The 24,931-nt window shown below is 66.1% G+C and carries 27 protein-coding genes; 17 read left to right on the plus strand and 10 right to left on the minus strand.

The genetic code is table 11. From position 1 onward, the window contains the following. Positions 1 to 87: 87 nt before the first annotated feature. From BMZ97_RS09065 to BMZ97_RS09080, 4 genes are all read left to right on the plus strand, one after another. On the plus strand, positions 88 to 1,056 hold the full coding sequence (locus BMZ97_RS09065; protein WP_092168865.1) for a flagellar motor protein MotA: 969 nt from the start codon (positions 88 to 90) through the stop codon (positions 1,054 to 1,056). 55 nt (positions 1,057 to 1,111) lie between these two features. Continuing rightward, positions 1,112 to 2,128, plus strand: a complete 1,017-nt coding sequence (locus tag BMZ97_RS09070; RefSeq protein ID WP_092167620.1) for a peptidoglycan -binding protein — start codon at positions 1,112 to 1,114, stop codon at positions 2,126 to 2,128. 114 nt (positions 2,129 to 2,242) lie between these two features. Beyond that, entirely contained in the window at positions 2,243 to 3,055 is an 813-nt protein-coding gene (locus BMZ97_RS09075; RefSeq protein WP_092167622.1) for a universal stress protein, read from the plus strand. 96 nt (positions 3,056 to 3,151) lie between these two features. Next, the gene (locus BMZ97_RS09080) at positions 3,152 to 3,469 is read left to right on the plus strand and encodes a c-type cytochrome (protein ID WP_092167623.1); all 318 of its coding nucleotides are present in this window, start codon (positions 3,152 to 3,154) and stop codon (positions 3,467 to 3,469) included. A 137-nt stretch (positions 3,470 to 3,606) separates the two neighbouring features. Here the strand turns inward: BMZ97_RS09080 and BMZ97_RS09085 are convergent, their stop codons facing one another. Further along, positions 3,607 to 4,470 (minus strand): LysR family transcriptional regulator, encoded by an 864-nt coding sequence (locus BMZ97_RS09085; RefSeq protein WP_092167625.1) that lies wholly within the window; start codon positions 4,468 to 4,470, stop codon positions 3,607 to 3,609. Between the two features lie 106 nt (positions 4,471 to 4,576). Between BMZ97_RS09085 and BMZ97_RS09090 the strand changes: the two genes are divergently transcribed. After that, entirely contained in the window at positions 4,577 to 5,254 is a 678-nt protein-coding gene (locus tag BMZ97_RS09090) for a cyclase family protein (RefSeq protein WP_092167626.1), read from the plus strand. Positions 5,255 to 5,296: 42 nt separating this feature from the next. Further along, the gene (locus BMZ97_RS09095) at positions 5,297 to 6,163 is read left to right on the plus strand and encodes an urea carboxylase-associated family protein (protein WP_092167628.1); all 867 of its coding nucleotides are present in this window, start codon (positions 5,297 to 5,299) and stop codon (positions 6,161 to 6,163) included. A 214-nt stretch (positions 6,164 to 6,377) separates the two neighbouring features. Here BMZ97_RS09095 and BMZ97_RS09100 read toward each other — a convergent pair whose 3' ends face one another. Continuing rightward, on the minus strand, positions 6,378 to 8,156 hold the full coding sequence (locus BMZ97_RS09100) for an ABC transporter transmembrane domain-containing protein (protein WP_244546313.1): 1,779 nt from the start codon (positions 8,154 to 8,156) through the stop codon (positions 6,378 to 6,380). 152 nt (positions 8,157 to 8,308) lie between these two features. On the opposite strand from BMZ97_RS09100, the gene rpmE reads away from it, so the two are divergent. Continuing rightward, on the plus strand, positions 8,309 to 8,542 hold the full coding sequence (rpmE, locus tag BMZ97_RS09105) for a 50S ribosomal protein L31 (RefSeq protein ID WP_069692997.1): 234 nt from the start codon (positions 8,309 to 8,311) through the stop codon (positions 8,540 to 8,542). Positions 8,543 to 8,652: 110 nt separating this feature from the next. On the opposite strand, the gene BMZ97_RS09110 is transcribed toward rpmE, so the two are convergent. Next, on the minus strand, positions 8,653 to 9,168 hold the full coding sequence (locus BMZ97_RS09110; RefSeq protein WP_092168868.1) for a protease adaptor protein RcdA: 516 nt from the start codon (positions 9,166 to 9,168) through the stop codon (positions 8,653 to 8,655). 308 nt (positions 9,169 to 9,476) lie between these two features. Beyond that, entirely contained in the window at positions 9,477 to 9,677 is a 201-nt protein-coding gene (locus tag BMZ97_RS09115; protein ID WP_092167631.1) for a DUF1192 domain-containing protein, read from the minus strand. A gap of 204 nt (positions 9,678 to 9,881) precedes the next feature. Between BMZ97_RS09115 and BMZ97_RS09120 the strand changes: the two genes are divergently transcribed. Together BMZ97_RS09120 and BMZ97_RS09125 are read left to right on the plus strand one after the other, a co-directional pair. Further along, a complete protein-coding gene (locus tag BMZ97_RS09120) occupies positions 9,882 to 10,880 on the plus strand; it encodes an NAD(P)H-quinone oxidoreductase (protein ID WP_092167632.1) in 999 nt (332 codons plus the stop codon). A gap of 211 nt (positions 10,881 to 11,091) precedes the next feature. After that, positions 11,092 to 11,814 carry a DUF1013 domain-containing protein gene (locus tag BMZ97_RS09125; protein WP_092167634.1) on the plus strand — a complete coding sequence of 241 codons (723 nt, stop codon included), beginning with the start codon at positions 11,092 to 11,094 and terminating at the stop codon, positions 11,812 to 11,814. Positions 11,815 to 11,928: 114 nt separating this feature from the next. On the opposite strand, the gene BMZ97_RS09130 is transcribed toward BMZ97_RS09125, so the two are convergent. Together BMZ97_RS09130 and BMZ97_RS09135 are read right to left on the minus strand one after the other, a co-directional pair. Further along, positions 11,929 to 13,632 (minus strand): methyl-accepting chemotaxis protein, encoded by a 1,704-nt coding sequence (locus BMZ97_RS09130; protein WP_175525487.1) that lies wholly within the window; start codon positions 13,630 to 13,632, stop codon positions 11,929 to 11,931. 25 nt (positions 13,633 to 13,657) lie between these two features. Further along, positions 13,658 to 13,975, minus strand: a complete 318-nt coding sequence (locus tag BMZ97_RS09135) for a hypothetical protein (RefSeq protein WP_139221181.1) — start codon at positions 13,973 to 13,975, stop codon at positions 13,658 to 13,660. Between the two features lie 134 nt (positions 13,976 to 14,109). Here BMZ97_RS09135 and BMZ97_RS09140 point away from each other — a divergent pair, with 134 nt between their 5' ends. Continuing rightward, positions 14,110 to 14,997 carry an MBL fold metallo-hydrolase gene (locus tag BMZ97_RS09140; RefSeq protein WP_092167638.1) on the plus strand — a complete coding sequence of 296 codons (888 nt, stop codon included), beginning with the start codon at positions 14,110 to 14,112 and terminating at the stop codon, positions 14,995 to 14,997. A gap of 48 nt (positions 14,998 to 15,045) precedes the next feature. Here BMZ97_RS09140 and BMZ97_RS09145 read toward each other — a convergent pair whose 3' ends face one another. Further along, on the minus strand, positions 15,046 to 16,962 hold the full coding sequence (locus tag BMZ97_RS09145) for a propionyl-CoA synthetase (RefSeq protein ID WP_092167640.1): 1,917 nt from the start codon (positions 16,960 to 16,962) through the stop codon (positions 15,046 to 15,048). Positions 16,963 to 17,151: 189 nt separating this feature from the next. Between BMZ97_RS09145 and BMZ97_RS09150 the strand changes: the two genes are divergently transcribed. Next, positions 17,152 to 17,916: a sulfite exporter TauE/SafE family protein gene (locus tag BMZ97_RS09150; protein WP_092167641.1), complete on the plus strand. Its 765-nt coding sequence runs from the start codon at positions 17,152 to 17,154 to the stop codon at positions 17,914 to 17,916. A gap of 93 nt (positions 17,917 to 18,009) precedes the next feature. Further along, positions 18,010 to 19,638, plus strand: a complete 1,629-nt coding sequence (locus tag BMZ97_RS09155) for an acyl-CoA synthetase (RefSeq protein ID WP_092167643.1) — start codon at positions 18,010 to 18,012, stop codon at positions 19,636 to 19,638. Between the two features lie 143 nt (positions 19,639 to 19,781). Here BMZ97_RS09155 and BMZ97_RS09160 read toward each other — a convergent pair whose 3' ends face one another. From BMZ97_RS09160 to BMZ97_RS09170, 3 genes are all read right to left on the minus strand, one after another. Next, entirely contained in the window at positions 19,782 to 20,261 is a 480-nt protein-coding gene (locus tag BMZ97_RS09160; RefSeq protein WP_092167644.1) for a YidB family protein, read from the minus strand. A 72-nt stretch (positions 20,262 to 20,333) separates the two neighbouring features. After that, positions 20,334 to 20,594: a GlsB/YeaQ/YmgE family stress response membrane protein gene (locus tag BMZ97_RS09165; protein WP_069693006.1), complete on the minus strand. Its 261-nt coding sequence runs from the start codon at positions 20,592 to 20,594 to the stop codon at positions 20,334 to 20,336. 338 nt (positions 20,595 to 20,932) lie between these two features. Beyond that, entirely contained in the window at positions 20,933 to 21,121 is a 189-nt protein-coding gene (locus tag BMZ97_RS09170) for a YdcH family protein (RefSeq protein ID WP_092167646.1), read from the minus strand. 233 nt (positions 21,122 to 21,354) lie between these two features. On the opposite strand from BMZ97_RS09170, the gene BMZ97_RS09175 reads away from it, so the two are divergent. The 5 genes from BMZ97_RS09175 (at position 21,355) to BMZ97_RS09195 (ending at position 24,929) form a co-directional block, all read left to right on the plus strand. Continuing rightward, positions 21,355 to 21,573: a YdcH family protein gene (locus tag BMZ97_RS09175; protein ID WP_069693008.1), complete on the plus strand. Its 219-nt coding sequence runs from the start codon at positions 21,355 to 21,357 to the stop codon at positions 21,571 to 21,573. 177 nt (positions 21,574 to 21,750) lie between these two features. Next, positions 21,751 to 22,272 carry a 5-(carboxyamino)imidazole ribonucleotide mutase gene (purE, locus tag BMZ97_RS09180; protein WP_092167647.1) on the plus strand — a complete coding sequence of 174 codons (522 nt, stop codon included), beginning with the start codon at positions 21,751 to 21,753 and terminating at the stop codon, positions 22,270 to 22,272. Beyond that, positions 22,269 to 23,369: a 5-(carboxyamino)imidazole ribonucleotide synthase gene (locus BMZ97_RS09185; protein ID WP_092167648.1), complete on the plus strand. Its 1,101-nt coding sequence runs from the start codon at positions 22,269 to 22,271 to the stop codon at positions 23,367 to 23,369. Before purE ends, BMZ97_RS09185 begins: the two co-directional genes overlap by 4 nt. A gap of 229 nt (positions 23,370 to 23,598) precedes the next feature. Continuing rightward, on the plus strand, positions 23,599 to 23,832 hold the full coding sequence (gene rpsU / locus BMZ97_RS09190) for a 30S ribosomal protein S21 (protein WP_069693011.1): 234 nt from the start codon (positions 23,599 to 23,601) through the stop codon (positions 23,830 to 23,832). A gap of 224 nt (positions 23,833 to 24,056) precedes the next feature. Next, complete coding sequence (locus tag BMZ97_RS09195; RefSeq protein ID WP_244546314.1) at positions 24,057 to 24,929, plus strand: tetratricopeptide repeat protein; 873 nt, start codon at positions 24,057 to 24,059, stop codon at positions 24,927 to 24,929. Positions 24,930 to 24,931: the final 2 nt, after the last annotated feature.

Consider the following 24,931-nt stretch of genomic DNA (forward strand, 5'->3'; position numbering starts at 1 on the left):
CGACAGTCCCGCAGGCGGCAAGACCTGAACGGAAGACGAAGCATGGCGGATGAGGGCATAGCGGCCGAGAAGATCACGGTCGCAACGATGCGGGAGGAGACCCGCTTTTCGCGTCCGTTGCGCTATGTCGTCCGCGCGCTCCTGTTCCTCGCGCTGATCGGCTTCCTCGGCTACATCCTGCAAGGCGGGCTCGCCACCGCCTTCATGACGAATCCCGGCCTGAACGGCCTGATTCTCGGCTCACTCTTCGTCGGCGTGCTGATCGCGCTGCGCGAGCTCTGGCGCCTTTACAGCGAGGCCCGCGCCGCCACGCGCCTCGCCGCCGCGCCGCTGCAGGCGGAGGTCAAGCGTCATCAGGTCATCGCCCCGCTCAGCGGCGTGCTGCCTCAGCTCGATCGGGGCAGCCTCGCCCCCGCCCAGGCCTCGACCGTTCTGGAATCGATCGCGGTCAGGCTCGATGACGGCCGCGAGGTCCTGCGCTATCTCGCCGGGCTGCTCGTCTTCCTCGGCCTGCTCGGCACCTTCTGGGGCCTGCTCGACACGGTCTCCTCCGTCGGCACCGTCATCAAGTCGCTGCGCACCGGCGCGGAAGCCGGCGTGCTCTTCGACGAACTCAAGGCGGGCCTTGCCGCCCCGCTCGCCGGCATGGGCCTGTCCTTCTCCTCCTCGCTCTTCGGCATCGCCGGCTCGCTGATCCTCGGCTTCCTGGAGTTGCAGGTCGCCCAGGCCCAGCGCCGCTTCCGCAACGAGATCGAAAGCTGGCTCGGCACGCGCACCGCCAGTGCCACTTCGGTCACGGCCTCCCAGCCCTTCGCGGGTGACGCGCTGAACGACCGCTTCGACAAGCTCAGCGCGGCCATGGCCGAGAGCGGAGCCAACAACCGCGCCGCGACCCAGGCGCTCTCCAACCTGGCCGAGGGCATCCAGGGTCTCGTCCAACATATGCGCGCGGAGCAGCAACTCATTCGCGACTGGGTCGAGGCGCAGGCCTCGCGCGAGAAGGACATGAAGCGCCTGATCGAGAGATTGACCGCCGACCACGTCACGGAGCCATGAGCGCTCGGACACGACACGCTCGGAACAACGCCCTGATCCGCAGGAGCCGCTAAGCATGGCCCTTTCCCGCTCCCACCGCCGCGACGAGATCAATTTCTGGCCCGGCTTCGTCGATGCGCTCTCGACGATGCTGATCGGCATCGTCTTCCTGCTTTCGGTCTTCGTGCTTGGCCAGTTCTTCCTGTCGCAGGAGCTGACCGGCAAGGACACCGCGCTCGACCGCCTCAACCGCCAGATCTCGGAACTGACCGACCTGCTCGCGCTGGAGCGCTCCTCGAACCGGCAGGCCCAGGAAAACCTGAGCCTGCTGCAGTCGACACTCACGCGCGAGCAGGGCGAGCGCAGCCGTGTCCAGGGCCTGCTCGATGCGCAAGCCAGTGACGCGCCGGCCCAGCTCTCCGAGACCCAGAAGGCGCTCGAGAGCGAGAAGCAGCTCTCGGCCCGCGCCCAGGCGACGGTCGATCTGGTCAACCAGCAGATCCTGGCGATGCGCCGCCAGCTCGCGGCGCTGGAGCAGGCGCTCAACGCCTCCGAGACCAAGGACAAGGAATCCCAGGCGCGCATCTCCGAGCTCGGTTCCAGGCTGAACGTGGCGCTGGCCCAGCGCGTGCAGGAGCTGGCGCGCTACCGCTCCGACTTCTTCGGCCGCCTGCGCCAGGTGCTCGGCACGCGGCCCGACATCCGCGTCGTCGGTGACCGCTTCGTCTTCCAGTCCGAGGTCTTCTTCGACGCCGGCCAGGCCGTGTTGAAGCCGGAAGGTCGCGGCGAACTCGATAAGCTCGCCGCGATCCTGGTCGATCTCGGCCGTGAGATGCCCCCGGATATTCCCTGGATCCTGCGCGTCGACGGCCATACCGATAACCGCCCGATCCGCTCAGCCCTGTTCCCTTCGAACTGGAGCCTCTCGACCGCGCGCGCGGTGGCGGTGGTCGAGTACCTGATCACGCGCGGCCTTCCCAGCGACCGCATCGCCGCGACCGGCTTCGGCGAGTTCCAGCCGCTCGACGTCGCCAACAACGACGAGGCCTGGCGCCGCAACCGGCGCATCGAGTTCAAGATCACAGAGCGCTGACCTCCTCTTGCGCGCGTCCTCGGTTGCCGCGACTTTGCGCTGCATCAAGGCATCCGCCGCGGATCGGCCGAAAATGCCTGCCGTTGATCCAGCATATCGGCAGAGGCATTGGCCATGATCAGGGACATCGTTGTTGTTTTGGACGAAACCGGTCGGCGGGCAGTTCCGTTCGCACTCGCGCTCGCCAAGAATCTGCGCGCCGTCATCACCGCGGTCTCGGTCGCAGCGGAGGGGCCCTTCAACGCAGCCGCCTATTCCGAGGTCCGCTATGATCTGGCCGTCGCCGAGCAGGAAAGCGCAATTCAGGCGGCTCAGGGCACGGCCGCCAGGTTCAAGCTGGATGCAGCAGCTGCCCAGGTTCCGCTCGACGATGCCCTTATCTGCAACCCGAATGGCGCCGGTCACGATATCCTGTACGCAGCGGTTCGCCGCTCCGATCTGACCATCATCGAGCAGCAGGAACCGGGCAAGCCCAAGCCCTCGGATCTCTATCTGGAAGGTCTGCTGCTCAAGACGGGCCGTCCTATCCTGATCGTGCCCTATATCGGCCCCTCCGCCTTGCGGCTCGACCTTGTGACCGTGGCCTGGGATGGCAGCGTCGCTGCCGCGCGCGCCTTGGCCGATTCCCTACCGCTGCTGTGCATGGCGAACAAGGTCGAGGTGGTGAGCGTGTCCCGCACGGCCGATAACAGCGACGGCAAGGCGATCATCCGCCATCTTCTGCGCCACGGCATCGACGCCAAATACCGGGCTTTTCGCAGCGAGATCAGTGTCGCCGATACCTTGCTCTCGCATGTGGCCGACAACGGCTCCGGCTTGCTGGTCATGGGCGCCTATGGCCATTCGCGCCTGCGCGAGGCGATTCTGGGCGGCGTGAGCCGCTCGATCCTGGAGGCGATGACTGTGCCGGTGTTGATGTCCCATTGACTTCGGCTCGGCGAAATAGCCCCCTTCTTTGTGCCTCGTGCAGCCATGTGGCTGATGATGCAGTGATGGCTCGCAAAGACTGAAGGGGGCGATCCGATGCCTGTCCTGGACTGGCGGCCAACTGGAAAATTCTGGTTCGCCCTGGCATTGTTGCTCGCGGCCTCGCCCGTTTGCGCCGAGCCCCGCGCCTCCTCAGTCGAAGGCTGCGCCGCTTGCCATGGCCTGGACGGGATCGCGCGCGATAGCGAAGTGCCGCATCTCGCCGGTCAGAACGAACGTTACCTCGCCAAGCAGATGCTGGCCTTCCGCTCCGGCAAACGCACCCATAAGGAGATGCGCTTCATGGCCCGCGCCATGTCACTCGACGAGATCGCAGCGCTCGCTGCCTATTATGCGGCGCTGCCGCCGCGGTAGTGCCCTGATCGAGACACGCGACTAGAGCAATTTCCGATCCAGTTGGATCGTTCAATTGCTCTAGATTCTCATTTTAACGCGCTTTCCTCACGCGAACCGGTATCCACTTCGCTCGAAAGCGCTCTAGGAGCGGTATCTCAGCCCCAGCTCATGGTGACGAGCCAGTCGCGCAGGATCGCCGCCTCAGGCGACAAGCCGCTCGCCTCCAGCAGCCAGTAGTGCTTGTCCTCGTCGCAGGGCTGCTCGAACAACGTCGTCAGGCTACCGCGCTGGAGTTCATCGGCGATGAGCGAGGTCGGGCACAACCCGACGCCTTGCCCGGCGATGACCGAGGCGACGAGAAGATTGAAGTCGGCAAAGATCGGCCCGCCGCCTGTCGGGGCGTTCAGCCCGGCGGCGGCGAACCAGCGCCCCCAGGCGGACTGGGTCTCGTCATGGAGCAGCTCGGCGGCCAGCAGGTCGGACGCGGCAGCGAAAGGGCCGTGCCGAACCAGGAATTCGGGTGAGCAGGTCGGGCGCGTGGCGGCACTGAGGATCGCGGTCGCCCTCGCGTCAGGCCTGATCCCATGCTGGATCAGCAGATCGACTCCGGCCTGAGCTGGGCTACGCGCATCGAGCGCATAGACCAGATTGAGCTGGATCTCCGGGTGGGTTGCCCGGAACAGCGGCAGGCGTGGAATCAGCCAGCGCGTCGTAACCGAGGGCAGGCAAGCCAGACTGACCAGGGTCCGGCGCGTCTTCGCGGCGATCTGCCCTGCCGCGAGCGCGATATGCATCAGCCCATGCGAGACGGCGGCGCCGAAATCCCGCCCGGCAGCCGTCAGCGCCACGCCGCGCGGATGGCGAAGGAACAGCGGGACGCCCAGCCACTGCTCGAGCGCACGCACATGCTGACTGACGGCAGCCGCCGTCAGGTTCAGCTCGGCAGCGGCGGCCGCGAAGCTTTCATGGCGGGCCGCCGCCTCGAAGGCGCGCAAACCGCCAAGGGGAGGATATCTCATGTCATCGAGGCTAAGCTTGACTTGCCCTTAGCGCAAGAAATCGGAGATTGCGCTGGTGTTCAGGTCAGCCTTACTTGGTCTTCCCTGAATCCGGAATCCCGCCGCGATGCCTCTGCTCGACCTCAGCCATGACTTTACCGACGGCATGCCCGGCTTCTCGCTGCGGCGCGACGGCGAGGTCAAGCAGTTCACCGCCGCAATCAGGCCCTTCGTGACGCATGAGGCCTCCGCGCCGTTCTATGACGGCAAGGCCAGCTTCGAGATCACCGAGGTGTTTTTCCAGACCTCGATCGGCACCTATCTCGACGCGCCGCGGCACCGCTGGAAGGAGCGCCGCGACATCGCGGCCTTGAGCCTCGACGAGCTCGTCCTGCCGGGGCTGTGCGTCAGCGTCGCTGCTGCGCGCCCCGGCGAGCGCATCGGACTCGACCGCATCGACCTTCCCGCCGACCTCTCGGGCCTTGCCGTGCTGATCCGCTTCGGCTGGGACACCCATTGGGGAAAGCCGGCCTATGACGACTATCCCTTCATCGACGCGGATGTGATCGAGGCGCTTCGTGCCCGCGGCGCGCGCCTGCTCGGGGTCGACACAGCCAATGTCGATACCCGTCACGATCCAGCCCGGCCGGCCCACTCGATCCTGCTAGGCCAGGATATCCTCATCGTCGAGAATCTGTGCAATCTCGATCGCTTACCAGCATCGGGCTTTCGCTTCTTCGCCGTTCCGATCAAGGCGGTCGGTGCGGCCGCCATGACGATCCGCGCCTTCGCTGAAACAGCTTGACGCGGGTGGGGACGAACAATGCCATCTTCACGGATTGGAACCATGCAAGACGCAGCGACGACAGCAGCCCCGGCCGATGCCGCCGAGCGGCGCAGCAAGCCCGCCGTAGTGGTCTATCCCAACACGACCTTGCCCGGCGTCGACATGGCGATGCTGCAGGCAGCGCGGCAAAATCTGACCAAACTCGACGAGGTCATCGTTCCGCCCCGCGACGGGCGCGCCTTCCAGGTGCCCAAGGGCCATTTCTTCCGGATCACCAGCATCGAGGGCCCGCAGGTCGGCGATCTCAATCTCTGGAACGCCGACGATCTCTCCGAGCGCTTCTTCAGCGGCAAGACACGGGCCCTGCACGCGACCCATCTCGGCACAGGTGACCGGCTCTGGAGCACCCTGCCCTCGTTGCGGCCAATGGCGACGATCACGTATGATACGCTCGGCTGGTACGGCTGGGACGAAGATGGCGGCGGCATCCACGACGTCATCGGCACGCGCTGCGACCCCTACACCAACCGGCTCCTGAGCGGCGGCGACTATCATCATTGCTGCCATTCGAACCTCGCCCGTGCGCTTGGCGCAGCCAAGGGCGTCCCGGCGCGCGAGGTCGAGCAACACGTCCACGACGTGCTCAACGTCTTCATGTGCACCGGCTTCACCCGCGACACGCACCAGTATTTCATGAAGGCGAGCCCGGTCCGCCCGGGCGACTACATCGAGTTCTTCGCCGAGATCGACCTCATCGGCGCGCTCTCGGCCTGCCCCGGCGGCGATTGCAGCGCGAGCCATTCAAGCGACGTGGCCGCCTGCTACCCGCTCAAGGTCGAGATCTTCCGCGCCGATCCCGCTCTGCTCGCCGGCTGGACGCCACCGGAGCGCAACGCCTATCCGCGCAGCCATGGCGAGGAGGGTTGAGGCCCTTTTCCGTCATTGCGAGGAGGCGAAGCCGAGGAAGCAATCCAGAGGGCGTAGCGCTCTACGACACTGGATTGCTTCGCTTCGCTCGCAATGACGGGGGGGAGCGCCTTTAGAGCGTTTTCGAGCAAAGTCGGCTCCGGTTCACGTGAAGAAAGCGCGTTAAAACAACAAGCTAGAGCAATTGAACGATCCAATTGGATCGGAAATTGCTCTAAGCCGCCTCCAGCCCGAACTGCAGCGCCGCCAGCCGCGCATAGAGCCCGCCGCGGGCCTTGAGTTCGGCATGCGTCCCATCCTCCACGACGCGCCCCTCATCCATCACCAGGATGCGGTCGGCCGAGAGGATGGTGGCGAGGCGGTGCGCCACGACCAGCGTGGTGCGGCCCTGCATCAACCGGTCGAGCGCATCCTGCACGGCCCGCTCGCTCTCGGAATCGAGCGCGCTCGTCGCCTCGTCGAGCAGCAGGATCGGCGCGTCCTTCAGCACCGCGCGCGCGATCGCCAGGCGCTGGCGCTGGCCGCCCGAAAGCGTGACGCCGCGTTCGCCGACGATGGTGTCGTAGCCCTGCGGCAGGCTGCGGATGAAGCCGTCTGCGGCGGCAAGCCTGGCCGCGTGCTCGACCTCGGTGCGACTGGCCTCCGGTCGGCCATAGGCGATGTTGTCGGCAACGGAGACGCCGAACACCGTCGGCTCCTGCGGCACCAATGCGAAGCGTTGGCGCCAATCCTCGGGATCGGCCTCCGGCCCGGTGACGCCATCGACGACGACGCGGCCGCTGGCGGGGTCGTAGAAGCGCAGCGCCAATTGCAGCACCGTGCTCTTGCCGGCCCCGGAAGGTCCCACCAGAGCGACGCGCTCGCCGGGCCGGACCTTGAAGCTGAGCGCATGCAGCGCGGACAGGCTGCGGCCGGGATAGGCGAAGGAAACCTGCTCGAAGGAGAGCTCGCCACGTGCAGGCTGCGGCATCGGCCGCGGATTTGGCGGGGCGGCGATGGCGGGCTGCATCGCCAGGATTTCGCCGAGGCGCCCAGCGGCGCCGGCAGCAGCCGAGATCTCGCCATAGACCTCCGAGAGCTGGCCGAGCGAGCTTGCCGCCATCACCGCATAGAGGATGAACTGCGACAGCCGCCCGCCGGTCATGCGGCCCTCGAACACTTCGGTCGCACCGGTCCACAAGACCCAGACCACGCTGGCGCTGACCAGGAAGATCGCGACGCCCGAGAGCAGCGCGCGCGAGGCCGTGGCCGAGCGCGAGGCGTCAAAGGCATCGTCCGAGGCGGCTGCGAAACGCGCTGCCGTCTGCTGCGACGCTCCGAAGGATTGCATGGTGCGGATCGCGCCGACCGCTTCCGAGGCGAAGGCCGAGGCGTCGGCGAGCCGGTCCTGCGCCGCGCGCGCGCGGCGGCGCACCGAGCGGCCCGACAACACCAGCGGCAAGACGATGACCGGGATCGCGGCAATGACGATGGCCGAGAGCTGCGGGCTGGTGAAGATCATCAGCCCGAGCGCGCCGATGACCATGATGCCGTTGCGCAGCGCGATCGAGGCGGTGGAGCCGAAGGTCGATTTGATCTGCGTGGTATCCGCGGTGAGCCGCGAGACGAGGTCGCCCGCCCGGCTCGAATCGAAGAAGGCCGGCTCGAGCTTGGTCAGATGCGCGAAGACGTCGGAGCGCAGATTGGCGACGATGCGTTCGCCCACCGTCATGACGAGGTAGAAGCGCGCCGAGCTCGCCAGCGCCAGGATCGCGACGATGCCGACGAGGACGAGGAAATAGCTGTTCGCCATTCGCTGCTCGCCGCCGGAAAAGCCGACATCGATGACGCGGCGCACGGCCAGCGGCAGAACCAACGTCGCGGCTGAAGCCACGACCAGCGCCAGCAAAGCGAGCCCGATCCGGCCCTTCTGGGCTAGCGCATAAGGCCAGAACGAGGAGAGCGAACGGAAATCGAGGCTCGGTTTGGTATCGTCTTTATTGGCTTCGGCCACGCGTCTTTGTCCTGTCATGCTTGCACTGCCGGCCCGCCTGCGCTATGGCGCTGGCGACTTCACAGACAGGCTCATACGAAATTATTCGACGGGCCGACTATCCATGCCCGCTGATCGAGGCAGGCCCGTTTTTATCGATTGAGGATTTCGCCATGAAGACCGGCATCCATCCCGACTACCACACCATCAAGGTCGTCATGACCAATGGCACGGAATACTTCACCCGTTCGACGCTCGGCAAGGAGGGGGACACCCTCAATCTCGACATCGATCCCACGACCCACCCGGCCTGGACCGGCGGCACGCAGCACATGCTCGACCGCGGCGGCCGCGTTTCGCGCTTCAATTCCCGCTTTGGCGCGTTTGGCGCTCTCGGCAAGAAGTGATTTAGCGGCGATCGGCCACGGTCGCCCCTGATCTAAATCAAAAAGGCCCGGCCAATTTGGCCGGGCCTTTTTGCGTTTCGGCGGCGATTGGTCGCGCCTGCGAATGTGACTTAGCGGCCAAGCCCGAGCCGCGCCTGCAGGTTGGCGAGCTGGTCCTGCACCGGGTTGGCCTGCTCGCGGGCAAGGCCGGCGCCCGACATCTGGCCTTCGAGATGGCGGATGCGCTCCTGCAGGCGGACGGAATGCGCCATCAGATCGCGCAGCGTCTGCGGCAAGCGCGCCACCTCGTCATGGGCCGGCTGCCCCGCAGCGTCCGACATCCTGACCTTGTTGTTCTCGGCGCGGGCCTGCTCGGCTGTCATCTCGCCTTCGGCGACGGCGCGCTGGACCAGGAGCCAGGAGGCGATCTGCATCAATCGTGTCGTCAGGCGCATGCTCTCGGTGGCGTAGGTGAGCGCGACCTCGCGCGGCAGGGCCGCCGACTCGGCACGCCCGTCGCCGTCGAGATAGGACGCCGTCTGCTCGACCAGCCCCATGCCCTCGCGAAACAGCAGCATGAAGGCGTCTGATTTGACGAAACCGCGCGCAAAGGAGATCGCGCCATCGTCAACCTGCGGCTCCAGCATCAGCACATCGTTCATCGCGGTGTTCCCCTTCGGCACAACAGCGTTCGCGTCAGGGACGCGGCAACGCTTCAGGCCGACAACACCGCAAGGATAACGCCGAAGCGCGATCAGGGCTGCGGTAACATTGGGTTAACCTTAACGGGATAATGCAGCTGAAAAAAGAGCCGCCCTGGGGCGGCTCGAAGGTCAACAGGGAGGCGTCAAACAGAGTGGGCAGGAGCCACTCGACATCCAGACAAACTGGACAATGCGATTCATACTTTGGAATCGTTAAGAGACCCTTAATGACGCAGGGGCAGAAGGCTGGCTCAGCCCGGTTTCCGGAAAAAGGCGTCGGCCGCCGAGCGCGAAGCATCCTTCTTGGCCCGGGCTTCGGCCAGCCGCTCGATCTCGGCCTTCAGTACCTCGACGCGCAGGTCGATCTCGGCCAGCGACAGCATCGAAAGATCCTGCCCGATTTCATGCACGGATTTCGGCTTCGGACGGTCATCCTCTGGAAAGATCGACATGGCGGCCTCACATTCGACAACTCGACGGCGGCGCAGAGTAGAGCATCGGCTACGAAAAGTGGGAACCGGTTTTCGGGACAAGCCGATGCAAGATCAAAGCACTACAGTGACATCGCGCCCGCAACTCCACTTTCACCCGGGGCACGGGCCGGCACGTCCCGCACAGCCCGTCACCTCCACCCTTTCGTACAGGACCCGAACCCGATGACCGCCTTGCCCCAGACAATGACCGCAATCGGCTTCGAAGCTCCGGGAGGCCCCGAGGTGCTCAAGCCGCAGAAGCGGCCCCTGCCGCAGCCGGGGCGCGGTGAGGTACTGGTCGCGGTCGCAGCCACCGGCATCAACCGTCCCGACGTGCTCCAGCGGATGGGCGGATACGCGCCACCACCCGGCGCCTCGGATATTCCCGGTCTTGAGATCGCCGGTACGGTCGTCGCGCTCGGCGAGGGCGCCAGCCGCTTCAAGCTCGGCGACACGATCTGCGGGCTCGTCGCTGGCGGCGGCTATGCCGAGTATGCTGTGGTCCATGAGAGCAATGCGCTGCCCGTGCCGGCCGGGCTCTCGCTCATCGAGGCGGCCGCCATCCCTGAGACCTATTTCACCGTCTGGACCAATGTCTTCCAGCGCGGCCGCCTGCAGGCCGGCGAGAGCTTCATGGTTCATGGCGGCACATCGGGCATCGGCACCACCGCGATCCAGCTCGCCAAGGCCTTTGGCGCAACGGTGCTGGCGACCGCGGGCTCCGCGGAGAAATGCCAGGCCTGCCGCGAGCTCGGTGCCGACCATGCGATCAATTACCGCGAGCAGGATTTCGTCGCCGCCGCCAAGGAGGCAACCGGCGGGCGCGGCGTCGATCTCATCCTCGATATGGTCGGCGGCGACTATATCAACCGCAATTACGACGCAGCCGCAGAGAGTGGCCGCATCGTCCAGATCGCCTTCCTCAACGGCCCGAAGGCGGAGGTCGACTACCGCAGGCTGATGATGAAGCGCCTGACCCATACCGGCTCGACGCTGCGACCGCGCACCATCGCAGAAAAGGCCGGGATCGCAGCCGAGCTCGAGGCCAAGGTCTGGCCGCTGATCGAGGCCGGACGCTGCAAGCCGGTGATCCATGCGACCTTCCCGCTCGCAGAAGCTGCCGCCGGCCACGCGCTGATGGAAAGCAATGCCCATATCGGCAAGATCGTACTGACGGTGTGAGGCCCACCGTCATTGCCGACACGACAAAGCAATGACGGGTCGGCTCACGCTTTTCATGGACACCCGCCCCGGCTTTGCCTATAAGCCGCGCCATCCTGTTCATCGTCGATGATTTGGATGGCCGGCCGAGGAGGCCGGTCTGCGCATGAGAGCTATTGTCCGCGACGCTGACCCGGTCTGAGACCGGCTTTCGAGATTCAGGAGACGTCCCGTGTCACAACCCCCGCTGATGCCGAAGGCCACCGCGGTCTGGCTCGTCGAGAACACCTCCCTGACCTTCGAGCAGATCGCCGAGTTCTGCAAACTCCACCCGCTCGAAGTGCGCGGCATCGCCGATGGCGAAGTCGCCGCCGGCATCAAGGGGCTCGACCCGATCACCTCGGGCCAGCTCACCCGCGAGGAGCTCGAGCGCGCCGCCAAGAACCCGAGCCACCACCTCAAGCTCGCCGAGCGCAGGGTGAAGGTGCCGGAGATGAAGAAGTCCAAGGGGCCGCGCTACACTCCGGTCTCCAAGCGCCAGGACCGCCCCAACGCGATCCTCTGGCTGCTGCGCAACCATCCCGAGCTCAAGGACGCGCAGATCATCCGCCTGATCGGCACGACCAAGTCGACCATCGCCCAGATCCGTGACCGTACCCACTGGAACGCCCAGACACTGTCGCCGATCGATCCGGTCAGCCTCGGCCTGTGCTCGCAGATCGATCTCGATTTCGAGGTCGGCCGCGCCGCCAAGGACCGTCCCGCCGCGATCGCCGAGATCGGCTCGACCCTGCTCCCCGCCGAGGAGACGACCGCGCCGGCGCCCGCGCTCAACCAGACCTTCGCCGATATGGGCAAGCCGAAGCGCCAGGAAGAAGAGGCCATCGACGTCGATTCGGTCTTCTCCAAGCTGAAGCAGCTCAAGCGCCCGGCCGAGGACGACGAGGAAGACTGAGACCTCTCCTGCCCCGCACCAGGCGGCGGCGGGTTCAGGAGACTTCCGCGCCGGTGAAAACCGGCGACCAGCTCCTGGAATCGAGTATTTCCTAGCTTCAGGCGTGTCCTGAGTTCAAGCGACCTGGCGGGCCATTTCCCTTGCAACGGGGATTGGCCCGCTTTCCATTTTGAAGCGGGCGGTCAAGCGCGCCAGTGCCTGCGCGGTCTCGACCATGTCGCCGGCGGTCGTGGCGGTCTGGCTCGCCGCCTGGGCGTTGTCCTGCGTCAGGGCATCCATCCGCCCTATCGCGCGCTCGATCTCGTCGACGCCCTGCGCCTGCTCGCGCGTCGCCTGGCTGATCTCTTCGAAGACCTGCGCGACGGAACCGGCATCGCTGGAGACCACGTCCAGATTGGCCCCGGCCTCGCGCACAAGCTTCACGCCTTCATCAACATGCGCCTTGGTCTCGCTGATCAGCGCGCGGACGTCGCGCGCGGCATCCGCCGATTGCTGCGCGAGACGCCGGACCTCGGTCGCAACGACCGCGAAGCCCCGCCCGCCCTCACCGGCGCGCGCCGCCTCGACGGAAGCGTTCAGCGCCAGGAGATTGGTCTGGAAGGCGAGGCCGTCCATGACGCCAACGATATCGACGATCCGCTTCGCCTGCTTGTCGATCCGGTCGATCGCCTCGATGGCGCGGCCGGCCACCGTGACGCCAGCACCTGCATTGTCGGCGGCCTTGCGCGCCTTTTGCCGCGCGGCGGCCACCATCTCGTCCGTCAAACGGATCGTCGAGGCGATCTGCTCGACCACTGCCGAGGTTTCCTCCAATGAGGTCGCCTGGCTTTCGCCGCGCCCGGAGAGATCACGCGTTGCCGCCAGAATCGCGTCGGCCGCCCGATGCGTGGCTGAGGCGCTGCGCGTCACCCCCGTCAGCGCGGTCCCGAGCGCCTCGGTCGAGCGGTTGAAATTGTCGGCGACGGCGGCGAGCCGGCCCTCGAAATGCTCCGCCATGCGTGCCGTCAGGTCCCCGGTCGCAAGCGCCGCAAGCGCGCGGTCCGTCTCGTCGAGAAAGCTCTCGCAGGCGCCGGTCAGTTCATCGACGCCCTGAACCAGCGAGCTCAGCCGCCCCAATTCGGAATTCTGCGCGGTGCGGACCGAGAAATCGCCGCGCTTGGCCGCCTCGACGACCGCGCCGACCGCAACCAGCAACTGCTCTTCCACCAGGGCGCGTTGCTCGTCGGCGAGAGCGGCTTCGCGGCGGACCTGGCTTTCCCGCATCTGATTGGTAACAGCCTCGTCGCTGGCCGAATCCGCAATCCTCAGCGCTGATTCCAGACGCAGCGCCAGCCAGACCAGAGCCCCGGCCTCGGTGAGCAGGATCACCGCATGCACGACCACCCGCGCGAACTCGGCACCGTCGGGGAAGACGGCCAGCGGATAGACCATATTGAGGACGAGATGGTGCAGCGCCACCACCATTGTCGCGGTCAGAATGACGCGCCAGCAGCACCAGGCGGTGGTAACGGCGAGCGCCGCGAAGAAGGCCATATGCATATCGATCTGGTAGCGCGTGCCCTCGCAGGAAAAGACCAGCAGCGCGACCTGGCCGCAAAGCGAAACCGTGGAGGTGATGCGGGTCGAGAGGCCAGTCCGGTCCTGGAACCAGGCCACGGCCCCGGCACCGGCGAGCAGGGCGGAGACCGCCGCGATCATGAGCCATGCGGGGTGCCCGGCGAACCAGGCCGCCAGTGTCGTCAGCGGGACCAGCGCCCATTGCCCCAGCATCAAGGGTGTCGTGAAGGCTCGGCGAATGGCATCGAGACTGCGGCTCACCGGTGTCGTCCTTCGTGCAAGGGGGTCATGAGCGCGCCGATTGCGCGAGGCAGCCGCCACGGCCGCCACCATCGAGAACGAGCATGGCGCCCGCGCTGTAGAGGCGGGCGCTGAAACCCGGCAGCTCGGAGCGTGCGATCAGACCGAAGGCGCCGAAACGCGACAGGATCGCGCCATCGGCCAGCGTCACGGCTTGTGCCGCATCGCTCGCGCTCGCCGCCAGGACGATGACCGTGGCCCGGTCGCGCGGGGCCAGGAACAGGGCAAGCGGCGCCAGAAAGGCGACGAGCACAGGCAAGAGCGGTCCGACGATATGCCTGGCGACCATTACGAAGAGCCCCACGACGCAATCCAGCGTCGGGGACCTTGCCAGCCGCCCGTAAATTCAACGTAAAGTTGTATAAAATGCAGACCGAAACGGAACGCCTCCGCGTCGCCCGACTTGCGAAGAGGCGCGCCGCCTGACAGCCTCGCGTCATGACGGATGACAGACTAGCCTTCACCTTCCTCGGCACCGGCGCGCCACCGGTCAGCCTGCGCCGCGCCGGCCCCTCGCATCTGGTCGAGGCGGCGGGGCGCAAAGTCCTGGTCGATTGTGGCTCAGGCGTCAGCCAGCGCCTCGTGGCCGCCGGCCACCAGGGCGCCGATATCGACCTGCTCATCGTCACCCATGAGCACTCCGACCATCTCGTCGATTTCTACCAGCTCATCGTCTCCTCCTGGCATCAGGGCCGCAACCGGCCCTGGCGCGTCATGGCTCCGGCTCCGGCGCTCGCCAATATGCGTGCGCAATACGAGGCCTTCGCCCGCGAACGCGCCCTGCGCATCGCCTTCGAGAAACGCCCCGACGCCACCGGGCTGGAGGTCTTCTTCGAGGAGTTGCGCGCGGGGATCGTTTCCGGCCTCGGCAATCTCGCGATCGAGGCCTTCCTCGTCGATCACAAGCCGGTCGAGCCGGCCTTCGGGCTTTGCTTTTCCCATGGCGACAGCCGCATCGTCTTCTCCGGCGATACGCGCCTGACCCTCTCACTGGAGCAGGCGGCGCAGGGTTGCGACCTGCTCGTCTGCGAGGTCTTCATCTCAAACCAGATGCCGGTCGTCGCGGGCGTGCGTTCCGCCGAGACCGTCGCCTCGGTCCAGAGCTACCACATGACGCCGGAAGTGGTGGCGGGGCTGGCGCTGCGCGCGGGCGCAAAAGCGCTGGCGCTGACCCATCTCGTGCCACCCGCCGCCGACACCGCTGCGCTCGCCCGCGAGGTCAGGCAAGCAGGCTATTCCGGCCCGCTGATCATCGGCGAGGATCTGATGCGGCTGGAGTGGCCTGCGCGCCAGCTGAGCTGGAACGGGGCGACGATCGGGTTTTGATTGTCGTTCCGGGTTCTTCGCTGCGCGAAGCCCCGGAACGACGCGCCCTTACCCCAGCCCCCTGCCCTTCAAGGCGACGCCGATCTCGCCCAGCACGGCCGCATCCTCAATCGTCGCGGGCATCGCATAATCCTCGCCATCGGCGATCTTCTTCATCGTGGCGCGCAGGATCTTGCCCGAGCGCGTCTTCGGCAACCGGTTCACCGTCAAGGCCAGCTTGAAAGCCGCCACCGGGCCGATCCTGTCGCGCACCAACGCCACCAGCTCCCGCTCGATCTCGGCCGGGCTCTGGGTCACCCCGGATTTCAGCACGACGAAGCCGCAGGGCTGCTCGCCCTTGAGCGCGTCCTTGATGCCGACGACGGCGCATTCCGCCACCGCCGGATGCGAGGCCAGCACCTCTTCCATGCCGCCGGTCGAGAGCCGGTGGCCGGCGACATTGATGATGTCGTCTGTGCGCCCCATGATGAAGACATAGCCGTCGGCATCGATGAAACCGGCATCGGACGTGTTGTAGTAGCCGGGAAAGGCCGCGAGATAGCCTTCCCGGAAGCGCTCGTCATCCTGCCAGAGCGTCGGCAGAGCGCCGGGAGGCAGCGGCAGCTTGACCACGATCGTACCCATCGTCCCGGCGGGTACGAGCCGGCCGCCTTCGTCAAGGCATTGCACGTCGTAACCCGGCAGCGGCACTGTCGGCGAGCCGGGCTTGACCGGCAGCAGTTCGAGCCCGATCGGATTGCCAACGATGCAGAAGCCGGTCTCGGTCTGCCACCAATGGTCGATGACCGGAACCTTCAGAATCTCCTCGGCCCATTTCAGCGTGTCGGGATCGGCCCGCTCGCCGGCCAGGAACAACGCCCGGAAATGCGACAGATCGTGGCCGGCAAGATATTTCGCCTGCGGATCCTCCTTGCGGATCGCCCGGAAGGCCGTCGGCGCGGTGAAGAGCGCGACCGCCTTGTGCTCGGCGATGACCCGCCAGAACGCACCCGGATCGGGCGTGCCCACCGGCTTGCCCTCATAGAGAACAGTCGTCGCGCCCTGCAGCAGCGGCCCGTAGACGATATAGCTATGGCCGACGACCCAGCCGACATCGGAGGCGGTGAACATCACCTCGCCGGGCTTCACGTCGTAGAGATTGTCCATCGTCCATTTCAACGCGACCATATGGCCACCATTGTCGCGCACCACGCCCTTGGGACGGCCGGTCGTGCCGGAGGTGTAGAGCACATAGAGCGGGTCGGTCGCGGCAACCTCGACGCAATCCGCCTTGCGGCCCGCGGCCTTGGCGGCGGCTGTCAGCGTGCGCCAGTTCCTGTCGCGGGTGACATGCATCGAGGCGTCGGCCTGCGGCCGCTGCAGCACGAGGCAGCTCTCCGGCTTGTGCTGCGCCAGATCGATCGCCGCATCGAGCAGCGGCTTGTATTCGACGACGCGGCTCGGCTCGATGCCGCAGGTTGCGGTCAGGATGAGCCTGGGCGTGGCGTCATCGATGCGCGTCGCCAATTCCTTGGCCGCGAAGCCGCCGAACACGACCGAATGCACCGCCCCGATCCGCGCACAGGCGAGCATGGCGAAGGCCGCCTCCGGGATCATCGGCATATAGAGGATGACGCGGTCACCCTTGCCGATTCCGAGATCCTGCAGAACGGCGGCTAGCGTCGCGACCTCGTCGAGCATCTGCGCGTAGCTGTAGGTCGCCTTCGTGCCGGTGACCGGGCTGTCGTAGATCAGCGCCGCCTGCTCGCCCCGGCCATCGCGGACATGGCGGTCGAGCGCGTTGAAGCAGGTGTTGCAGCTCGCATCGGGGAACCAGCGGCCATAGGCTCCCTGCGTCGGGTCAAAAATCGCCTTGGGCGGCTTGATCCAGTCGACGGCCTGGGCGGCCTGCGCCCAGAATCCTTCCGGATCGACCTGCCAGCGCACATAGGTCTCGGCGTAACGGCTTGCATGCGGGGCATTCATGGAACGCGTATCCTCTTCGCCCTGTTCTGGCCTACACCGCTAGATCAAACGGCAGCGGCGGAGGCTCATTTTGCGCGGGATCGTGAGCATTCGCCCCTTCCGGCGCAAGCGTAGGGCCGTGAGACTTTCGCCCAGCATGGGGGCCTTTCAGCCCTCCTTGCGTCGCTGTGACGCAAGCATCCCGGCTCCATGATTCTCGACCCCGCCTTCTTCGCCGCCATGGTGCCCGCCGTCATCCTGATGGGCCTGTCGAAAGGTGGCTTCTCGGGGCTCGGCCTCCTGTCCCTGCCTTTGATGGCCCTCGTCGTCTCGCCGGTCCAGGCGGCGGCGATCATGCTGCCTCTGCTGATCTCGCAGGATGTGGTGACGGTCTGGTCCTATCGCCGTGAATTCGACCGGAGCAATCTCGCGACGTTGCTGCCCGGCGCGCTGCTGGGCATCCTCGCCGGCTATCTGCTGGCGGCGAAGGTTTCGGACGCAGCCGTGGGGCTCGCAATCGGGCTGATCTCGATGGGTTTCGCGCTGCGCCGCATGCTGAGCGACGGCAAAGCGGCAGCGCCGGTGACGCGGGCTCGCTATGGCGCCGGCTCATTCTGGGGCGCACTCTGCGGCTTCGCCAGCATGATCGCCCATGCCGGCGGCCCACCCTTCCAGATCTACGTCATGCCGCAGCGCCTGGCCCCTGCCGTCTTCGTCGGCACGGGCGCGATCTTCTTCGCCATGCTCAACCTGATCAAGCTCGGCCCCTATCTCGCGCTCGGCCAGTTCACCCCGGCGAACCTCACCGCCTCGGCAGCACTGTTCCCGGTCGCGATCGTCTCGACCATCGCCGGCGTCTGGCTGGTGCGCCGCGTTCCGGCCGAGCGCTTCTACACGATCATCTACTGGCTGCTGCTGGCGGTCGGGGGCAAGCTCGTCTTCGACGGCGTGCGCGGGCTGCATCTGCTGGGCTGAAGCCCGCGCCGATTGCGCCCTCTCGGAAAAAGGGATGGATTACCGCCGGGGCCTGCAGCAGCTAAAGCCGGAAGAGCCCAGGGGGAAACGCCCGTGACAACCAGCGCCTATGACACCGATCTCGACCGCAACCCGGCGAATTTCCAGCCGCTGACGCCTTTGCCCTTCCTGGAGCGCGCCGCGAGCGTCTTCCCCGAACAGGTCGCCATCATCCACGGCCCGCTGCGCCGGAGCTACGCCGAGTTCTACGCCCGCTCGCGCCGCCTGGCCTCGGCGCTGCAGAAGCACGGCATTGGCAAGAACGACACCGTCGCGGCGATGCTGCCCAACACCCCCGCCATGCTCGAATGCCATTACGGTGTGCCGATGTGTGGGGCCGTGCTGAACACGCTGAACACCAGGCTCGATGCCGCGATCATCGCCTTCTCGCTCGACCATGGCGAGGCCAAGGTCGTGATCGCCGACCGCGAATTCTCCAGGACGATCAAAGAGGCGCTGGCGCTGTGCACGGTGAAGCCGCTGGTCATCGATTATGACGACCCTGTCTATGACGGGCCCGGCGAGCGCGTCGGGACGGTCGAGTACGAGGATTTCCTCGCAACCGGCGATGCCGATTTCGCCTGGGCGATGCCATCAGACGAATGGGATGCGATCGCGCTGAACTACACCTCCGGCACCACCGGCGACCCGAAGGGCGTGGTCTACCATCATCGCGGCGCGAGCCTGCTCGCCACCTCGAACGTCATCACCGGCGGCATGGGCAGACACCCGGTCTATCTCTGGACGCTGCCGATGTTCCACTGCAATGGCTGGTGCTTTCCCTGGACGATCTCGATCCTGGCCGGCACCCATGTCTGCCTGCGCCAGGTCCGCGCCAAGGCGATGTATGATGCGCTCGCCGACCACCACGTCACGCATCTCTGCGGCGCGCCGATCGTAATGTCGACGCTGCTCAATGCCCGGCCGGAGGAGCAGCGCAACTTCTCGCAAAAGGTCGCCTTCTTCACCGCCGCGGCCCCGCCTCCGGAAGCCGTGCTCGGCGCGATGAAGCAGGCCGGTTTCGAGGTCACCCATCTCTACGGCTTGACCGAGTGCTACGGCCCGGCGGTCGTCAACGAATGGAACCGGGACTGGGACGCATTGCCGGCCTCCGATCAGGCGACGCTGAAGGCGCGTCAGGGCGTCCGTTACCCGGCGCTGGAAGGCCTCGATGTGCGCGATCCCGAGACGATGGAGCCCATGCCCCATGACGGCACGACGCTGGGCGAGGTCATGATGCGCGGCAATGTCGTGATGAAGGGCTATCTCAAGAATCCGAAGGCGACCAAGGCGGCCTTCGAAGGTGGCTGGTTCCACACGGGCGATCTCGGCGTGCGCTATGCCGACGGCTATATCCAGCTCAAGGACCGCTCCAAGGACATCATCATCTCGGGCGGCGAGAACATCTCCTCGATCGAGGTCGAGGACGCGCTCTACAAGCACCCGGCCGTGCAGACGGCGGCCGTGGTCGCCAGACCCGACAAGAAATGGGGCGAGACCCCTTGCGCCTTCGTCGAGCTCAAGCCGGGACAGAGCGTGACCGAGGCCGAGATCATCGCCTGGTGCAAGGGCCTGCTCGCCTCGTTCAAATGCCCACGCAGCGTGATCTTCATCGAGGTGCCCAAGACCTCGACAGGCAAGATCCAGAAGTTCAAGCTGCGCGAAATGGCGCGCGCGCTCTGACCCCTGCGCTGCCTCTATCGGTGAGGCCACAGCCGAGCTGCCTCCGTTCGGCCAGAGCCAGCCGAACGGATAAAAGCCGCGCCCGAGCCGTGGGCAGGGAAGCTCTGCCCGCCAAGCGGCGCCCCGCTTCGATCGATCGCGCTTTAAGCCGGGGAGCGACTGAGGCTGCCGTCGGGGGTGTAGCGATCGACCGCCTCCGGGAGCACGCGCGCGAGCCGTTCCAGCAGCTCCGTGCGCGACAGCCCGGTCTGACGCGCGATCGCGTCGAGAGCTTCGGGCCCGAGAGCCTGCTCCAGATCACCCGGCGCGACCGCCTTGTTGGGGCCCGGCTGCACCCAGGAATCGGCCTTGTCGCCCTGCCCCGCCTGTTTGAAGCGGTCGACCAGTTCACCAAGCCCGCTATTGAGCACGGCCCCCGCCCCACCGGCACCCAGCAGGCCGCCGAGACTGCCGAAAAGGCCACCATTCCCCTGAGGAGCGGCGCCGGCCTGTCCCTGCTGCGGCGCAGGGACTTGCCCGGCTACCTGCCCGGCATCAGGCTGGCCTCGCCCGCCGAGCCACTCGGCGATCTTGTCGCGGTTCTGGTAGCCGGCGACGGCAAGAAGTCCGAGAAGGGCGGTCATCGACGGAAAGCCGCCGCTGCTGTTGTCATCACTCACGGCATTGACTCCTGTTTCGGGATGAAATCGCTCCAATCAGACGGCGCGGTTGCGGCCGCTGATCATGCCCCAGACCAGAAGCACGACGATCGCACCGACAATGGCGCCGATCAGCCCCGCCCCCTGGCCCGGCGCGTACCAGCCGAGCGACTGGCCGAGATAAGTCGCGACGAAAGCCCCGATGATGCCGAGGATCGTCGTCAGCACGAAGCCCGAAGGCTCGTTCGGGCCCGGCATGATGAATTTTGCGACGATGCCGGCGATGAAACCGACGATGATGGTCCAGACGATACCCAAGACAGCCTCCCTCGCTTCCGCACGCCCCCTTCAACACCTAATACGAAAAGAAGTTCCGGCCCTCCCACACTCAGTCTGCGCAGGTTCACTGGCAGGTCGGGACGGCCCGTCTCCACCGGGGTGCGCCAATGAAAACCGGCCCCTTCCGGGGCCGGCCTGATCTGATGAAATAGAATCTCCAGAACGGGTCGCTAGAGCAGGATGCGAAAAAGTGGGAACCGGTTTTTCGCGTCGATCCTGCTCTAACTTTTTGATGAGAGCACCAGCTCGAAGGGTGGGAACCGGTTTTCGCGGCTAGCTGATGCATCATCAAAACTGTGACGACCCGCCTTAGGCCCTCAATGCAGAGTTCGGTCCGGCATCGTCTGCCGCACCCGCTCGATCTCTTCCTTCAGCATCAGCTTCTTGCGCTTCAACTCGACCACACTGAGATCGTCCGAGGACGGGCTCGATACAGCCTGTGCGATGGCTTCTTCGAGTTGACGATGCTTCCGTTCGAGCTCGACGAGATGGGTCTGCAGCGACATCTGGATCCTCCTGATGAGCGGTTGACGAGACAGTCTGACACAGAGCCGGCTTCACGTCTGCGGGGCAATCTCGCACCGCACCATGAGATTCTGTGATCGTGAATGCCCTCTGTCTCGGAAGGCGCGAATATGATGCGCTCCTGCCTCCGCCGCAGGCTCCCCGCTCTTGCGGCGCACGCGGCGTCTCAGCATAGTCGCGCCCAATCGCGGCGATGATGAGATGAGATGACTTAATGGGATTCGAGCTCAGCCCTGACGAGGTCGAGGCCTTCACGACGGAACTGGCGCGATTGCGCGAGGAGCATCGCGACCTCGACAGCGCCATCGACGCGTTGGAGCGGGTCGGCGCGGTCAACCAGATCCAGGTGCAGCGCCTGAAGAAGCGCAAACTCTATCTGAAGGACCGCATCGCCCAGATCGAGGACGCTTTGACCCCCGATATCATCGCCTGAGCAAGGATAACGGCGATTCGCCGCTTGCTTCCGCAGCGTTGCGTGGTCTAGATCGCGCGCTTCCTTGTCCTCGGAGCAGGATGCCGAGCCGAAGGTCCGCCCTAGCGAAAAGCGGATCCCGGTTTTCGGGTAACATCAGGCTCTTTCTGCCGCGAAGCTCCGGAAGCGATCCGTTTCATGGCCCAGACCAGCCCCGCCGTCGCCATCATCATGGGCAGCCAGTCCGACTGGGCGACGATGCGCCATGCTGCCGAGACGCTGGACGCGCTCGCCATCACCTATGATGCGCGCATCGTCTCTGCCCATCGCACACCCGACCGGATGTTTACCTTCGCCCGCGGCGCCAAGGCCGAAGGCTTCAAGGTGGTGATCGCAGGCGCCGGCGGCGCAGCTCATCTGCCGGGCATGACAGCCTCCCTGACCCCCCTGCCCGTCTTCGGCGTACCGGTCGAATCGAAGGCGCTATCGGGCCAGGACAGCCTGCTCTCTATCGTGCAGATGCCGGCCGGCATCCCGGTCGGCACGCTCGCCATCGGCCGCCCCGGCGCGGTCAACGCCGCTCTCCTCGCCGCTGCCGTGCTGGCGCTGAGCGACGAGGCACTCGCCAAGCGCCTCGACGCCTACCGCGCCCGCCAGAGCGCCGCGATCGCCGAGCATCCGATGAAGGACGAGACGCACCCCGCGAAGGACCAGAAATGAGCACGCCCGATTCCAGCGGCCTTGCACCCGGCGCCATGCTCGGCATCCTGGGCGGCGGCCAGCTCGCCCGCATGCTCGCGCTCGCCGCCGCCGATCTCGGCATCCGCGCCCATATCTTCGCGCCGGAGCCCGACAGCCCGGCTTTCGACGTGGCGGCCCGCCATACCGTCGGCGACTATGAGGATGAAGCGGCGCTGGCGCGCTTCGCCGATGCGGTCGATGTCGTGACCTATGAATTCGAGAACGTGCCGGCCGCGACCGCAGCCTTCCTCGCCGCCCGCACACCGCTGCACCCCGGAGCGCGCGCGCTCGCGGTGACGCAGGACCGGCTCAGCGAGAAAAGCTTCATCGCCGAGCTGGGCCTGACTGTGGCCCCATTCCGCGCCGTCGATTCGCTGGCTGATCTCGAGGCCGCCGTCGCCGATCTCGGCCGCCCCAGCATCCTGAAGACGCGGCGCTTCGGCTATGACGGCAAGGGCCAGGTCAAGATCGCCGCCGGAAGCGATCTCGCCGAAGCCTATGAGGCGATCGGCCATTTCTCCGCGATCCTGGAAGGCTTCGTGCCCTTCACACGCGAGGTTTCGGTCGTCGCCGCGCGCGGCGCCGACGGCGCATTCGCCGCCTTCGACGTCTGCGAAAACGAGCATCGCGACCATATCCTCGCCTTCACCCGCGTGCCGGCGCAGCTTTCGCCGAAGACTGGCGAGGCGGCCATTGCGGCCGCGCGCCGGATCGGCGACGCGCTCGGCTATATCGGCGTCTTCGCGGTCGAGATGTTCGTGGTCGGTGAAGGCGCGGCCGAGCGCGTGATCGTCAACGAGATCGCGCCGCGTGTGCATAATTCCGGGCATTGGACCAGCGAGGGCGCGCAGACCTCGCAATTCCACCAACATGTCCGCGCCGTCTGCGGCTTCCCGCTCGGCTCGGCGGCCCGGCGCGGCCGCGTCGAGATGGAGAATCTGATCGGCGTTGCGGCCTTGCGCTGGCGCGATCTCCTGGCCGAGCCCGGCGCGCATCTGCATCTCTATGGCAAGCGCGACGCCCGTCCGGGCCGCAAGATGGGCCATGTCACGCGGGTCACGCCCGAAAAAGCCTGAGCCAGAGCAGGATACGAAAAAGTGGGCACCGGTTTTTCGCATAGATCCTGCTCTCACTCTTAGATGAGAGCGCAATGCCGCGCGAAGCCCGATTTTTCGCGCATTTTCGCTGCATCGCGGCGTGGACAGCCGGATTGATTTCTGTTATCCGCACGATCCTTCGAGCGACCTGCCTGGCAGGCCCGCTCGCCCGACTTTTTAGACCAACCCGCTAAAGACGGACACTCACGTGCAGGTTCTCGTTCGCGACAACAATGTCGATCAGGCTCTCCGCGCCCTCAAGAAGAAGCTTCAGCGCGAAGGCGTTTTCCGCGAGATGAAGCTTCGCGGCCATTACGAGAAGCCTTCCGAGAAGAAGGCGCGCGAGAAGGCCGAGGCCGTGCGCCGCGCCCGCAAGCTGATGCGCAAGAAGCTGCAGCGCGAGGGCCTGCTGCCCGCGCCGGTGAAGCCCAAGCGCCCCTGATTTTCCTGCGCGCGGCGGCATCGGCCGCTGCTGGGCAAGACCGACAGACCCGACCGCGCCTGGAGCCTGCTCCGGGCGCTGTTGCTTTTCGAGCGCCGTTAACCAAGTCTTGGCACAATGCAGGCGTTGTTTCTTTCGCAGCGCGCTGTCGGTTGGGGGGCGCAATCAGGTCGCGAACGGCAAGCCTGCCGCGTGCGACAGGCAAGGCACGGAAACCAAGACCGATGAAGCAAAGCATGGATCGCGGCAGGAACTGGCTGGCCGCAGTGGGCATCACCCTGGCGCTGGCGGGCTGCGATACCGTCTCCAGTCTCGGCTCCCAGCCGGCGGTGGCGGAGATCGACACCAACTCGGCCGCCGACGCGAGCGTGAACATCGGCTCGCTGAGCGAGGTCATCTCCCGCAACCCGAACGACCCCAACGCTTACAACACGCGCGGCGCGGCCTATGCCCGGGTCGGCCGGTTCTCGGACGCGATCTCCGACTTCACCAAGGCGGTGCAGATCGATCCGAATCTTGCCTCGGCCTACACCAATCGCGCGCTGGCGCTGCGCCAGAGCGGGCGCAACGATGCCGCCCTCGCCGATTTCAACCGCGCCACCACCGCCAATCCGAATTACGGGCCAGCCTATGTCGGGCGCGCCAACCTGCTGCGCCTTCAGGGCAACAGCCAGCAGGCGCTGGCCGATCTCAACACCGCGATCCGCCTGAACCCCGAATCCGCCGAAGCCTTCCATGCCCGCGGGCTCGTCTACCAGAAGGAAGGCCAGCATCAGCACGCGATCTCCGATTTCGATTCGGTGATCGACCGCAACCCCTACAACGCCCCGCCCTACACCGCGCGCGGCCAGAGCCTGATCGCGGTCGGCAAATACGATGCCGCGCTTGAGGACTTCACCGCCTCGCTCAATGTCGACAACCGCAACGCCGAGGCCTGGGCCGGGCGCGGGCTCGCCTATGAGAAGCTCGGCAAGAAGGCGGAAGCCAGCGAGAGCTATCAGCGCGCTCTGAGCCTTGACGGCAACAACACAACGGCCCGCGCCGGCCAGTCGCGCCTCGGCGGCGGCGGGCTGGGCGGCGGCCTGTTCCGGAGCTGAGC

The sequence above is a fragment of the Allobosea sp. OK403 genome, from assembly GCF_900113835.1.
Classification (GTDB): Bacteria; Pseudomonadota; Alphaproteobacteria; order Rhizobiales; family Beijerinckiaceae; genus Allobosea.